Below are 13,217 nucleotides of genomic sequence, written 5' to 3' on the forward strand. Positions count from 1 at the left end.
GGGACGGCGGTTAGCCGTTGTCCCCCAAACCCCGTGTCATAAACAGACAAAGCCCCGCCCCAAGCGGCACAGCGGTTTGCTGGCTGAATTGGGTGACGAGGCGCATCGGAATATGACCCTTTGTTGTGATGGGCTGGAGGCTAAGCCGCCGGGCCGCCCGGTCACAACCTGAAAGTGCGCGATGATTAAAGAAAAATGTGACCGGGTGGCTTTTTAGGCACACCCGGTCACCAGGTTCCCTGGTGCCAAGGCCGGTTCCCGATGGGGGATCACGGGGAAGGGCCGGTTGGGGGACGGGCTCCAGGGTGGGATGGGTTGTCAGGGGATGGCCGTTTCCGGCCGGCCGGCGCCCTCGCCCAGGGCCAGGGCCCGGCGCACACCCGCCGCGTAGTCGGCATGGACCAGGGCGAAGTGGCCCAGCTGGCGCTCCACGATGGCCTGCGGCACGCCCTGCATGGCGGCGGCGATGTTGGCGAACAGCCGCTCCTTCTGACCCTGGTCCATCAGGGTGAACAGGGCGCGCGGCTGGCTGTAGTCGTCATTGCCCGCGCGGTGGTCATGGCGGCCGACCTCGCCCGACAGGCGCAGCGGCGGTTCGGCCACGCTGGGGTCCTGGGCCGGGCCGCCCAGGCTGTTGGGCTCGTAATAGGCGTCGGGGTTGCCGGTGTCGTTGCGGAAGAAGCGCATGGCCCCGTCCTTGTGATAGTGGTGCACCGGACACTTCGGCTGGTTCACCGGCAGCGCCTCGTAATGCGTGCCGAGGCGATAGCGGTGGGCGTCGGCATAGGAGAAGATGCGGGCCTGCAGCATCTTGTCGGGGCTGTGGCCGATGCCGGGGACGACGTTGGATGGGCTGAACGCCGCCTGCTCGATCTCCGCGAAGTAGTTGTCGGGGTTGCGGTTCAGCTCCACCACGCCCACGTCGATCAGCGGGTAGTCGGCGTGCGGCCACACCTTGGTCAGGTCGAAGGGGTTGTAGGGCGTCTTGTCGGCGTCGGCCTCGGGCATCACCTGGACCTGCAGGGTCCAGCGCGGGAAGTCGCCCGCCTCGATGCTACCGAACAGGTCTTCCTGATAGCTTTCGCGCGACCGTCCCACCACCTGGGCAGCCTCATCATTGGTCAGGTGCTTGTGGCCCTGCTGGGTCTTGAAGTGGAACTTCACCCAGAAGCGTTCGCCCTGGTCGTTCCAGAAGCTGTAGGTGTGGCTGCCGTAGCCGTTCATGAAGCGCGGGCTGGGCGGCAGGCCGCGATCCGACATCAGGATGGTGACCTGGTGCAGGCTTTCCGGCGACAGCGACCAGAAGTCCCACATGGCGGTGGGGCTGCGCAGGTTGGTGCGGGGATGGCGCTTCTGCGTGTGGATGAAGTCCGGGAACTTCAGCGGGTCGCGGATGAAGAAGACGGGCGTGTTGTTGCCCACCACGTCCCAGTTGCCTTCCTCGGTATAGAATTTGACGGCGAAGCCGCGCACGTCGCGCTCGGCATCCGCAGCACCCAGTTCACCGGCGACGGTGGAGAAACGGATCAGCAGGTCGGTCTTCTTGCCCACCGCCCCGAACACCTTGGCGCGGGTGTAGCGGGTGATGTCATGGGTGACGGTCAGGGTGCCGAAGGCGCCCCAGCCCTTGGCATGCACCACACGCTCCGGAATGCGCTCACGGTTCTGGTGCGCCAGCTTTTCCATCAGCTGATAGTCCTGCATCAGCACGGGGCCGCGCGGGCCGGCGGTCAGGCTGTTCTGGTTGTCGGCGATGGGGGCGCCCCCGGTGGTGGTCATGCGGGGTGGCTGGCTGGTCATGACTTTCGTCCCTCGTCGTCTTCTGATGGGCTTGGGCGTCCGTGCGCCCGACGAGGAAAAGCTACGCCGTCCGACCTTCATGCGTAAAATCGATTGTTCGTATCATGACGATAGACTACATATATCGTCAGTGCGCTTTCGAAAGGGCGTCTTCGTGAACCTTCGCGACCTGCGATACCTGCTGGCCGTGGCCCAGCACCGCCACTTCGGCCGGGCCGCCGCCGCCTGCAACGTCAGCCAGCCCACCCTCAGCAGCCAGGTGGCCAAGCTGGAGGCGCGGCTGGGCGCCCCCCTGTTCGAGCGCACCAACAAATGGGTGGCGCCCACGCCGCTGGGGGAGGAGGTGCTGGTCCATGCCGCCCGGGCGGTGGCGGAGGCCGACGCCATAGTGGCCCTCGCGGGCGCCCGCGATCCGCTGGCAGGTCCCCTGACCCTGGGCGTCATCCCCACCCTAGGGCCCTACCTCATGCCCCGGGTGTTCGCCCCCTTGCGCCGGCGCTGCCCCGCCCTAACGCTGGAATTGTGGGAAGACACCACCGACGCCGTGGTGGAACGGCTGCGCCGCCGCCAATTGGATGCCGTCCTGATCGCCACTCCGGTGACGGGCGAGGATCTGGTGGAGCAGCCCTTGTTCCAGGAAAAGTTTCTGGCCGCCCTGCCCCCGGACCATGCGCTGGCCAAAACTGGGGACGCCGTGGACGAAACGGCGCTAGCGACCGACCTGCTGGTCCTGGCGGACGGCCATTGCCTGCGCGATCAGGCCCTGGCCGCCTGCGCCCGACCCGACCCCGGCGGCTGGTCCCTGCGCGCCACCAGCCTGGAAACCTTGCTGAACATGGTGGCGGCCGGCTACGGCACCACCCTGGTGCCGGCCCTGGCGGCGGCGGTCCATGCGGGGCGCCAGGATGTGGTCTTCCGCCCCCTGGCCGGTGCCGGTGCAGGACGCCTGATCCGCTTGGTCAGCCGCCCCACCTTCACCCGCCAGCCGGCGCTGGACACCCTGGCGGCTCAGGTGAAGGCAGCCGCCATCTAGGGCCCCTTTACCGGCGCGGCGCCTTGGCCCGGCGGGGAGCCGGCGCGCGCTTGGGCACGGTCACCGGCGCGGTGGCCACAGGGCCCGGCTTGGGCTCCGCCGCCACGTCCACCGGCGGGCTCGTGGGTTCATCTGAGATGACGGAAGTCTCGGCCGGCGGCGGTTCCTTGGGCGTGGGCGCCGCCTTGGCGCGACGCACCTTGGCCGCGGCCGGCTTGGCCGTGGCCCTGGGCGCCTGAGGCGGCTCCTCAGGCGCGGGCGGGGCAACGGCCGGCGACCCGTCCAGCACCGGGTTGGGCGGTTCCGCGCCGGACGCCGGCGCGGTGGCTGCGGGTGCGGTGGCTGCGACCGAGGCCTCGCCCGGTGCCTTGGGCGCCTTGGCGGCCAGGTCCTTGAACAAGGCCACCATGCTTTCCAGCCGTTCCCGGCCCTTGGTGTCCAGCGGGCCGGCGGCACCGGCCACCATCACCAGGCCTTCCGAAAGGCGGGTGATCTCCTCCGCCGTGGCGCCGGCCAGCAACTCGGGCAGGGTTTCCAGGGCCGCCGCCGGATCGAGCAGCAGCATCAGGAACTGGTCGCGCACCAGCTGCTTGAACTCCGCCAGTTCCAGGCCCCGGCCATGGATGTCGCGCAGGCCGCGCAGGGCGTTGAAGCCACGGGCGTCGGCCATGCGCTCCGCCAGCCCCACATGCAGCAGGGCGCGCATGCCGGCCTCGCGCAGGCCGCCCACATGCAGGCGCCGGCGCAGCTCCGCCCCCTGTTCCGCCAGGAAGCGGCGATGTTCGGGGGTTTCACCGGGATGGCTGCGGGGCGGGGCGTCGTCGGCGTTCAGGCCGAACAGCGCCTGAGTCAGCGGATGCCCGTAGATGCCCATGAACAGCGCCTCCGCCGTCGCGTCGCGGCGGTCGCGGTAGACATCCAGCGCCGTTTCCATCTGGCGGGCCAGCCGCTGTTCCAGGTTGCGCCAGATGTTCTCCGACCCTACTGGGCGGCGGTCGCGCCGGGCGGCGGCGGCCAGCTCCGGCACGCCGTTCAGCCAGGGGTTGGTGTCGGAGAACAGTTCGTAGCTGAGGCGCAGGGGATGCAGGCCGCGCAGGATTTCCGCCGTCGTCTCCCCCACCAGCTGGCGCACCCAGGGCTGCACGAGGTCGCGGTAGAGGCCCAGCGTCACGCGGGAGAGACGGGACACCGTGGCGAAGCGGCGCTCGTCGTCCGGCAGGGGTTCGACATGGGCCGCCACGTCATTGATGCTGCGGGCGGCAAAGCGCAGGACGTTGGGGTCGCCCTCCTGCCCAGACTGGCCGGAGGGGGCGGCTTCGGCGGGCAGGATCTGCGCCTCGTACAGGCCGGGGGGCAGCACGTCGATGAAGTCGATGTTGGACGCGAACTCGCGATGTTCCTTCCGCGCCACGGCGGCGGAGACGAAGATGCCCAGGTGGCCCACACTTTCATGCACGGCGTAGACGATGGTCTGGCCGTGGCAGCGGATGTCGTCCACGCTTTCATACAGGTCGCAAATCCAGCCCAGCGCCTGCGGCGGCGGGGAGATGTTGTCACCCTTGGAGCAGAAGACGATGATGGGGGAGCGGATGGCCCGCAGGTCCACGCGCACGCCGTCCTTGGTGACGATGTCGGCGGTGGCTAGGCGGTTGCCCACGAACAGCTTGTCGACGATGTACTGGATTTCCTCGCCGTTCAGCAGGACGTGGCCGTTCCACCACTTCTCGAAACCCAGATAGCGCGGCGCCTCGGTATCGACCTTGTCCCACAGGGCGTACTGCTTGCCCACCAGGGTGTTGGCGGGGTTCAGCCCTTCGAAGTTCTGCACCAGCCAGGCGCCGTCGAACAGGCCAGCGCCCATGTCGCTGGCGAAGGCCGTCAGCCAACTGCCGCCCAGCAGACCGCCGCTGTAGCGCATGGGGTCCTGCCCGCGATGGCCGGCCCAGAAGGACAGGGGCGTGCCGGCGATGATGATGGGGCCGAACAGGTCCGGGCGAATGGCCGCCGTCATCATCAGCTGCCAGCCCGCCTGGCAGTTGCCGATGACCACCGGCTTGCCTTCCGCCTCCGGATGCAACTCGATGACCTTTTCCAGGCAGGCGGCCTCGGCCGCGATCACATCCTCCACCGTCTGGCCCGGCACCGGGCGCGGCAGGAAGCCGATGAAATAGCAGGGATGGCCGGCGGCCAGGGCCACGCCGATCTCGCTGTCTGACTTGAAGCCGCCGATGCCGGGGCCGTGGCCGGCACGGGGATCGACGATGACGAAGGGGCGCTTCTTCAGGTCCAGCTCGACGCCCGCCGGCGGAATGATGCGCTGCAACGAATAATTCACCGGCCGGGGCAAGGTGGCGCCATCCAGCACCGTCTCGCTTTCGAAGCTGAGCACCGTGGGCGCCGTTTGCGCCATGTGCTCATGGTACTGGGCGCCGCGCTGGCGCAGCACGTCCATCACCAGGGCGGTGCGCTGGAAGGCGTCGACCGTGTAGGCCAGCCCATCCTGCCACAGGCGGAAAGGCCAATGATTACTGGGGTCAAGGAAGCCCTCGGGCATCTCGAACGGGCCCTTTTGGTCAAACAGGCCCCTAGGGCCGGTCGCGTCGGTAACGGCCATCAGCTTTCCCTCTTCAGTCAGTCCCGCGCGCCGCTTGCCACCGGCGGCAGGGATAACCCCGCGAGGCCGCAGTATAACCAAGCGCTCTCGCAGGCGCGAAGAAGGTTTTGCGTCGCACAAAAGGAATAGGCCGCCGGGGGGTCTGGGCCGGCGGCCTACCCAGGGCGGGGCCCGTCTTCACGCCGCACCGGCCGAAGCGGTACCCCGCCCGCAAGACAGGCGGAAGGTCAAAAGCTGAGGCAGCGGCTGCCCTCTTCGCCGGCGGCGCGCTCCAGCACCAGGGCCAATTCCGCCGCCACGGTGCGGGCCTGCCGCCAGGAGACGCAGGGGACGCGGTAGCGCCAGGGCACCGGCTCCCCCGCCCACAGGACGACCTGGGCCAACGCCTCCGGGCGGGCGATGTCGGCTGGCCGGATGGGCTGCACCGCCACCTCAGCCAAAGGGAAGTCGCCGGCACGGCGGGGATCGCTGATCCACACCCGGCCGGCGGCGAGGTCGACGCACACGGAACCGCCGGCCGGCAGGTGGGCCGGCGTGGCGAAGGACCAGTCGGCCGCGTGCGGCGCCGGCGGCGACTGGTCCGCCTTGTCGAGGTCGGGGGCATGGGTGATGAGGTCGATCAGGGTGGTGAAGCCCAACATGGCGGCATCGTCCGGCAGGGGTCGTCCAGGCCCCATTGAGCCGCCATCGGGCCATTAAAATTCCATAGCAGAAGGGGCCGCCGTTCATTAAAGCCCCGAAAACGAACGGCCCGGCATCCTGGGATCCCGGGCCGCTGAAGCAGGCGTCACAGCCGGATCAGGCGGCCTTGACCCCGATGATGAAGCGCGACACCTCGGCGTTCAGATCCTCCGCCTGGTGCGACACGTCGCGGGCGGAATCCTGCAGCTGGACGGCGGCGGCGCCGGTGGCCACGGCCGCCTGGTGCACACCGGTGATGTTGCGCGACACGTCCTCGGTGCCCTTGGCAGCCTCGTTCACACTGCGGGCGATTTCCGAGGTGGTGGCCGACTGTTCCTCGATGGCGGAGGCGATGGCCATGGCGATGTCCGACATCTCGTTGATGGTGCGGCTGACGCTCTCGATGGCGGCCACCGCCTGGGTGGTCAGGCCCTGGATCTCGCCGATCTGGCTTTCGATGTCGCCGGTGGCCTTGGCGGTCTGGTTGGCCAGGCTTTTCACCTCGCTGGCCACGACGGCGAAGCCCTTGCCCGCCTCGCCCGCCCGCGCCGCCTCGATGGTCGCGTTCAGCGCCAGCAGGTTGGTCTGCCCGGCGATGGCGCTGATCAGCTGCACGATCTCGCCGATGCGCTGGGCGCTGTCGGCCAGGCGCCGGGCGGTGCCGCTGGTGTCGTTCGCCTCTTGGATGGCCTTGCTGGCGATGGTGCGCGACTTTTCCACCTGGCTGCTGATCTCCTGCACCGTGGCCACCATCTCATCCGTGGCGGAGGCCACGGTCTGGACGTTGGCGGAGGCCTGCTGGGCGGCGGCGGCCACGGCGCTGGACTGGGTGTTGGTCTGCTCCGCCGTGCTGGCCATGCTCTCGGCCGTGGCCTGCATTTCCGTCGCGGCGCCCGCCAGGGCGTCCACCAACTGGGCCACCTTCGCCTCGAAGCCCTTGACCAGGCCTTCCAGCGCCACGGCGCGGCGTTCCTTGGCCTGGCGCTCCAGCTCCTGCGCCTGGGCCAGGTCGCGGGCCTTGACCATGCCGTCGCGGAACACCTCCAGCGCGCGGGCCAGCGTGCCCACCTCGTCCCCCCGCTCGGTGTCGGTGACGGTGATACCAAGGTTCCCGGCCGCCATGGTCTCGACCACGCCGGTGGTGCGGGCGATGGGATGGACGACACCCGAGACGATGACCACCGTGGCGCCGCCGCACAGCAGGGCGGTGACGGCGATGGCCACCCAGGTCGTCCACACGGCGCTGTCGGATAGGGCCTGGCCCGCGTCGGCGGCCTTCTTGCCCTCTTTCCCGTTGAAGTCGTTGTCCGCGATGATGGCATCGCGCGCCGCCTGGTATTGTTTCAGGCCGTCGCCCAGGTAGAGCGGCAACGCCCGCGCCCCCTCACCCTTGGCCACCATGTCCTGGACCCGTGCGGCGATGGCCCTGTACTGCGCCCAATTGACGTCGAACTCCTTCATCAGCCGCTCGTCATCCGTGCCGGCGGTCACCAGCGGCTGATAATCGGCGCGCGCCTTTTCCACGGCGGCGGTCGCGCCGGCGTACTGCTTGACCGTGGCCTGTATCAGCGTCGTGTCGTTGGCGCTGGCGGCGATGATCACCCGCCCCTCGACCACGCGGGCGTCGGCCACCGCCACACCCAGACGGCCCAGCAACGCCGTCGACGGCAGCCAATTGTCGCGCATGTCGGCGGCGGTGCCGCTTACCGCTTCCGTCCGGCTGAGGCCGAACAGCCCCAGGCCCAGCGTCGCCAGGAAGACCACCAGGAACGCCGTCAGGACCTTCAGGCGGATGGAGAGGTTGCGCCAGGCTGTCATGATAAGGGGGGTCCTTTCCTGGATGCGGCTTGCTGTGGACGGCCAATGGCGGTCCGATGAAATGACGCCCCCTTGATCCCCTTCCCTCCTTTAAAGAGGGATTAACAGACACTTGCCGGAACTCGCCATGTGGATCATGTTAACTGTTTGATTATTATGGATGTTTGTCATTTTTCTTTAGCTGTGCTGTGGGATAGCCAGCGGATCCGTGCGTAAATGTCGCACCTCCGCAAGATCGCCGCGCGCGGATAGGTCAGACGCCGCCAGGCGACCTAATGCTCAAGCCTTAACGACTGGTTAGGCCCGACGGCGTAGTCTTCGGTCCCTTGGGCAACCCTGATCCCTCGGGATCAGTGGTCGCCCTGGGAGAAGGCCGCCGATAAGGTCGGCCGTACCAAGGCCCAGAAGGGCCCGCCACCACCAAGCGACAACGGCCCCTTGGCAGAAGGGGCCGAAGGGATGTGTTCGCGCCATGATGCCCGCCCCGCGGTTCAGCCAGCGGCAGCCCGTCTTGCGGCTGCCCCTCGCCTTCCTGATCCTCGCCTTCCTGATACCCACCTTCTGGGCTGTGCCCGCCCCGGCCGCCAGCGATGATCCCGTCGACGCGGGCGGCCTGGCCATCCCCGGCGCCTCCGTCCCAGCCCCGGCGCCGCTGGTGGTGCACGCCCTGAACCAGGGGACAGCGCCCGCCTACGTGCTGAAGGTGCTGAAGCTGGCCCTGGACAAGAGCGGCCGGCCCTATGTGCTGAAGGTCGACAACCACACCCTGCCCACCGCACAGGTGCTGCGCCTGCTGGAACAGCCGGACAACGGCACGGTGGATGTCTATTGGCTGCCTACCGCCCCGGCGCTGGAGGCGCACTTCCAGCCAGTGCGGGTGCCGCTGGACCGGGGGCTGATGGGCTATCGCCTGCTGGCGGTGAATGAGGCGGCGCAGGCCAAGATCAACGCCGGCACGCCCCTGTCGCCGGGGCAGGTGTCGCTGGCGCAGGGGCCTGGCTGGCCCGAAGCCCGTCTGCTGCGCGCCGCCGGCCAGACGGTGCATGAGACGGCGGGCAACCTGTACAACGAGGTCGCCACCGGCGGTGCCGACGCCGTGCCGCGCAGCAGCCTGGACATCGACCAGGAAGTGGAGCGGGCGCGTGAGGCCGGCGTGCCGGTGACGGTGGCCCGCGACGTCGCGCTGCTCTACCGCGACTTCTACCTCTACTTCTTCGTGGCCAAGCATAACGACCGGCTGGCCGACATGCTGCAGGACGGGCTGTATCAGGCCTACGCCGACGGGTCCTTCATGGCGCTGTTCCGCAACGACCCGCAGATCCGCGCCGCCATGGCCTATACCCATCAGGGCCGCCGGGTACTGGTGCTGGCCAACCCCGACGCCACCACACCCACCCGCACCATCGCCGCCAGCCTGACCGAAAGCCTGGACTAGGCGCCGGTTACTCCACCAACCCCATGGAAACGATGAAGATCAGGTAGAAGGTCAGCGCCAGCAGGGCCACCCACAGCAGCACCATGGTGCGCCACAGGGTGCCAAAGGTGCCGAGACGGTAGGCGCCCTTCAGGTGGGCGTACATGTGGACGGGCGGGACGAAGCACATGAGGCTGCCGATGGCGGCCGCCCCCAGCCCGGCGCGGGAGCCCAGGGCCGCCACCGCCGTCAGCACGGCCATGAAAGACAGGGAGTGCAGCGCGAAGACCACATGGTCGTAGAGATAGATGCCGCGCCTGAACAGGAACATCAGCCAGATGAAGGGCACGGATAGCGGGACCAGCAGGAAGGACAGCTTGGAGGCCGATTCCTTCATCTTGTAGAGCGTCAGCTCGGGGTTGCGCAGGGCGTGGCGGATATGTTCCTCCAGCTTCGGCATGCCGAGGTCGATGTCGAACATCTCCTTGGAATCGGCCAGGCGCTTGGCCGCCCGCGCCCAGGACGGCTCATCCCCCGTGGCCGGCTCTTCGTCCGTGGCGCCGAACAGCTTGGCCATCTGCTGCTGATGATGCTCTTCCTTGGTGGGTTTATGGGGCTGAGCCTCGGGTCCGGTTGAAGATGCCGCCGCGTCGGGGGCGGCCGTGGGCACTGGCAGCGGCGCCCCTTCCGCCGGAACCGCAGCGGGAGCCGGGGCGCTGGCCGGGGCCGGAGCTGAAGCGGTGGACGCCGCTTGGCCAACCTTCTCCGTCGCCTTAAGGCTGGCGGCCGCCGCCACGTCGAAGGCCTTCAGCACGGCCTCCGCCACCTTCAGTTCCTGCTGGCGCTTATCGCGCCGGGCGATGGCCTTGTCGACGTTGCCGCCATCCTGCCGCGCCTCGGCCAGGTCGTTTTCCGCATCCTGCAGTTCCGCCTTGGCGTCGTTCACCGCCGATTCCAGCTCGACCCGGCCATCGGCCATGGATCCGTGGTCCAGGTTCTTCAACGCGTTGCCGTTGATCACCTTGTTGGGCGTATCGATGAAGGATAGGGAGAAGAACATGAGGAAGACGCAGAACAGGAACAGCGCCAGGGGCGAGACATAGCGCACGCGGTGACCGTGGACATAGTTGCGCGTCAACTTGCCCGGCCGGAACGCCAGCATGGGAAAGGTGCGCCAGACCTTGCTGTCGAAATGCAGGATGCCGTGGAAGAACTCTTCCGCGATGTGCAGCATGGACCGGTGGACGTGCCCCGGCTGTCCGCAGGCATGGCAATAGGCCCCAGCCAAATGCGCGCCACAGTTGGCGCAACGGTGGTGCCCATCCTCATGGCTGACGGCCGTGTGGTGCCGTTCGCCCTCGATGGCGCTGGCGACCAGGCTGGCTTCCGCCAGGCCACCGGCCGCGTCGATCTCCCCACTCATCCCCGCCCCCCAAGGCATTCGCTCCGCCGCCGCGCGGCGCTGGCCCCCGCGGTTGCGCGGGGTCGGGGCCGAGGATGCGGGCGACCCGCCTTAATTGCAAGATTGACAGGCCGGCTTAAGGATTTAGGGGATGAAGTAGTAGGGATTGGCCAGCTTGAAGGTGCGCTCGGCGTGGCCGCCGGCCAGGTCGCTGTCCTGGTCGCCCATGTTGGCGATGATGGTGTATCCCTGCGTCTCGATGCGCGCCCGCTCCCCCGTCTTATAATCCGCCGCCGAGCCGTGGGCGCCGGGTGCGCGCAGCACCAGGCCAGCCCAGCCCTCATACCCGGCAGCCACCAGGTTGCGGGCGGTGGCCTCGCGCTCCCCCTCCGGCCGGCCGGTGATGAAGAACACCGCGACGCCCGCCGCGCGCGCCTGGCGATAGAGCTCCAGCGTCGGCGCAATCACGGCGGCGCGTCCCATCATCTCCCACGCCGGGGCCGCGCAGGGCCCCCGGTCCAGGTCGCAGCCGCCGGCCTTGATGTAGCCGAAGTCGTTGATCTTCAACTGCGGCCAGTTGCTGAGCGAGGTTTCGTCGATGTCCAGCACCAGGGCGGGGTGGGACCCGGCCGGCAGGGTGGCGGCGCGCGCCGTGATCCAGGCCCCCGCCTCTCCCGCCACGCGTGCCAGGTCGCGGTCATAGGCGCCACTGTCGTGATAGGCCACCAGCTGGGTCTTCACCACGCCCAGGTTGGGCAGGTCCGCCACCGGTGCCGCCTGGTGGGCGCAACCGGCCAGCACCGTCAGGGACAGGGCGAGGATGAGGGCGCGGACGGACATGGTTGCTCCTTCAGGGGGCCGGGCAGGCGCAGCGGGTGTAGGCCTCCGCCAGGGTGTTATCCAGGGCACAGAGATACAGGGCTTGGTTATCCGGAATCATGGCGGAGGCCTGGGGCCGGGCGACGCTGTAGATGCTGCGGTACAGCGCGCGGGCGGGGCCGCTGTCACGGATATGCGCGATGATGGCGCGCAGGGCATCGGGCGTCAGCGACTTGGCGCCCCAGGCCTGGGCGGTGTCATACTCCGGCACCCAGCGCGCCGTCTTGACGCTGGGCTGATCGCTGAGGTTGCTCAGGTAATAGGTGGTCAGGTGCGCGACCGAGCCGTCGGGGGCCGCCTGCCCCAACTTGAACGAGGGGCTCTGCTGATAGACCGGACTGACGGCCGGGGTCACCAGCACGGGCACGCCGGCACCCGGCGGCCCCACCAGACGCAGGTCGTCCATATGGATGTGGCCAGCGAACAGCACCTTGATGATGTCGTGATACTGCGCCAGCTCCGCCTCGAACCGCGCCTCCATGCCGGGGGCGAACAGTTCCACGGGCGCGGTGCAGGCGGGTATCGGTTGACCGGCCGCCGCCGCCGCCTTGGCCGCCTTGGACCAGTTGTTGGCGGTGGCGAAGCCATCGATGCCCGGCACCACATGGGTGATCAGCCAGACGCTGTCGCCGGCCGCCCTGGCGTCGGCCAGGGCCTGGTGCAGCCAGGCCAGCGTCGTGTCCTGTGGCGTGTCATCGGGCCGGCCGCAGCTGTTCTTGTACTTGCGGGTCAGCATCACCGTGTCGAAGGACAGGACGCGCACGCCCTTCAGGGTCGGATGCGGAATGACGTAGTTGCCGGCCTGGCGCCAGTCGCGCCCGATGCCGGCCTGGTCGGCCCGGCCGTTTAGGGTGCGGCCGAAGCCTTGGGTCAGCAGCGGCAGGGTGTCGCCCAGGAACAGGCCGTTGGGCTGCACCGCGTAGTCGCCGCAATAGCTGTCGTTATTGCCCAGCGCCGTCAGCACCGGCACGCCGGGGAAGGTGGCGCGCAAGGTTTCCAACAGGGTGGTGACCGTCTTCAGGGTGAAGGCGCGGTAGGCTGCCTCATCCCCCTTGTGCGCCGGCAACGCCGCCTCGAACGTGTCGCGGAAATCGTGGGCCAGCATGTCGCCGGTGTGCAGGATATAGGCCGGGTGCGGCTGGGCCTGGCGCATGGCGGCCAGGGCGGAGCGCAGCACGAACCAGTTGCTGTCCCGGCCGAAAGGCGACAGGCGGCGGCCGGGGGTGGCATCCAGAATGGCCGGCCAGTCCTCGGCGGGCGCCGCGTCCAGCCGGGCGGCGAGGCTGGCGTCATCCAGCGGGTTGAGGTGCATGTCGCTGACGATCAGGAAGGGCGCCGATTCCCCCGCCGCCGGCCTGGCCGTCCCGGCCTGGGTCGCGCGGGCGCCGGTGGCCCCCAGCAGCGACAGCCCCATCGCCACCACCACGGCCATGACCGGCCAGGTCCTTGCCTTCACCACCAACCGCCCCCTTGGTTTCGCAACCGCAGTATCGCGCCCCGTTGATGGCGGGCCATCCCCGCCCTGTCAATGGCCCCCTGCCGCCCCACCGAAAAAACATGACCAAATGGACAGGAT

General features: G+C 68.8%; 9 protein-coding genes. 2 read left to right on the forward strand and 7 right to left on the reverse strand.

Annotation, left to right across the window (positions count from 1 at the left end):
* Nucleotides 1–318: 318 nt before the first annotated feature.
* A complete protein-coding gene (locus tag Y958_RS21185) occupies nt 319–1,800 on the reverse strand; it encodes a catalase (protein ID WP_088873834.1) in 1,482 nt (493 codons plus the stop codon).
* A gap of 154 nt (nt 1,801–1,954) precedes the next feature.
* Between Y958_RS21185 and Y958_RS21190 the strand changes: the two genes are divergently transcribed.
* Complete coding sequence (locus Y958_RS21190; RefSeq protein ID WP_088874142.1) at nt 1,955–2,833, forward strand: hydrogen peroxide-inducible genes activator; 879 nt, start codon at nt 1,955–1,957, stop codon at nt 2,831–2,833.
* Nucleotides 2,834–2,840: 7 nt separating this feature from the next.
* Here Y958_RS21190 and Y958_RS21195 read toward each other — a convergent pair whose 3' ends face one another.
* The 3 genes from Y958_RS21195 to Y958_RS21205 form a co-directional block, all read right to left on the reverse strand.
* Nucleotides 2,841–5,447, reverse strand: a complete 2,607-nt coding sequence (locus Y958_RS21195) for a DUF3141 domain-containing protein (protein WP_244909495.1) — start codon at nt 5,445–5,447, stop codon at nt 2,841–2,843.
* A gap of 227 nt (nt 5,448–5,674) precedes the next feature.
* Nucleotides 5,675–6,124: a hypothetical protein gene (locus Y958_RS21200; protein WP_088873835.1), complete on the reverse strand. Its 450-nt coding sequence runs from the start codon at nt 6,122–6,124 to the stop codon at nt 5,675–5,677.
* Nucleotides 6,125–6,245: 121 nt separating this feature from the next.
* Nucleotides 6,246–7,946 carry a methyl-accepting chemotaxis protein gene (locus Y958_RS21205; RefSeq protein WP_088873836.1) on the reverse strand — a complete coding sequence of 567 codons (1,701 nt, stop codon included), beginning with the start codon at nt 7,944–7,946 and terminating at the stop codon, nt 6,246–6,248.
* Nucleotides 7,947–8,418: 472 nt separating this feature from the next.
* On the opposite strand from Y958_RS21205, the gene Y958_RS21210 reads away from it, so the two are divergent.
* Nucleotides 8,419–9,381, forward strand: coding sequence for a hypothetical protein (locus Y958_RS21210; RefSeq protein ID WP_088873837.1), 963 nt, complete (start codon nt 8,419–8,421; stop codon nt 9,379–9,381).
* 7 nt (nt 9,382–9,388) lie between these two features.
* On the opposite strand, the gene Y958_RS21215 is transcribed toward Y958_RS21210, so the two are convergent.
* The 3 genes from Y958_RS21215 to Y958_RS21225 all read right to left on the reverse strand — a co-directional run bounded on the left by Y958_RS21215 (nt 9,389) and on the right by Y958_RS21225 (nt 13,100).
* Nucleotides 9,389–10,783: a DUF3667 domain-containing protein gene (locus tag Y958_RS21215; RefSeq protein WP_186291386.1), complete on the reverse strand. Its 1,395-nt coding sequence runs from the start codon at nt 10,781–10,783 to the stop codon at nt 9,389–9,391.
* A gap of 123 nt (nt 10,784–10,906) precedes the next feature.
* Nucleotides 10,907–11,602: an HAD family acid phosphatase gene (locus Y958_RS21220; RefSeq protein WP_088873839.1), complete on the reverse strand. Its 696-nt coding sequence runs from the start codon at nt 11,600–11,602 to the stop codon at nt 10,907–10,909.
* 10 nt (nt 11,603–11,612) lie between these two features.
* Nucleotides 11,613–13,100: a metallophosphoesterase gene (locus Y958_RS21225; protein WP_145727650.1), complete on the reverse strand. Its 1,488-nt coding sequence runs from the start codon at nt 13,098–13,100 to the stop codon at nt 11,613–11,615.
* Nucleotides 13,101–13,217 lie beyond the last annotated feature (117 nt).

Source organism: Nitrospirillum viridazoti CBAmc, assembly GCF_000730165.1.
GTDB lineage: Bacteria > Pseudomonadota > Alphaproteobacteria > Azospirillales > Azospirillaceae > Nitrospirillum > Nitrospirillum viridazoti.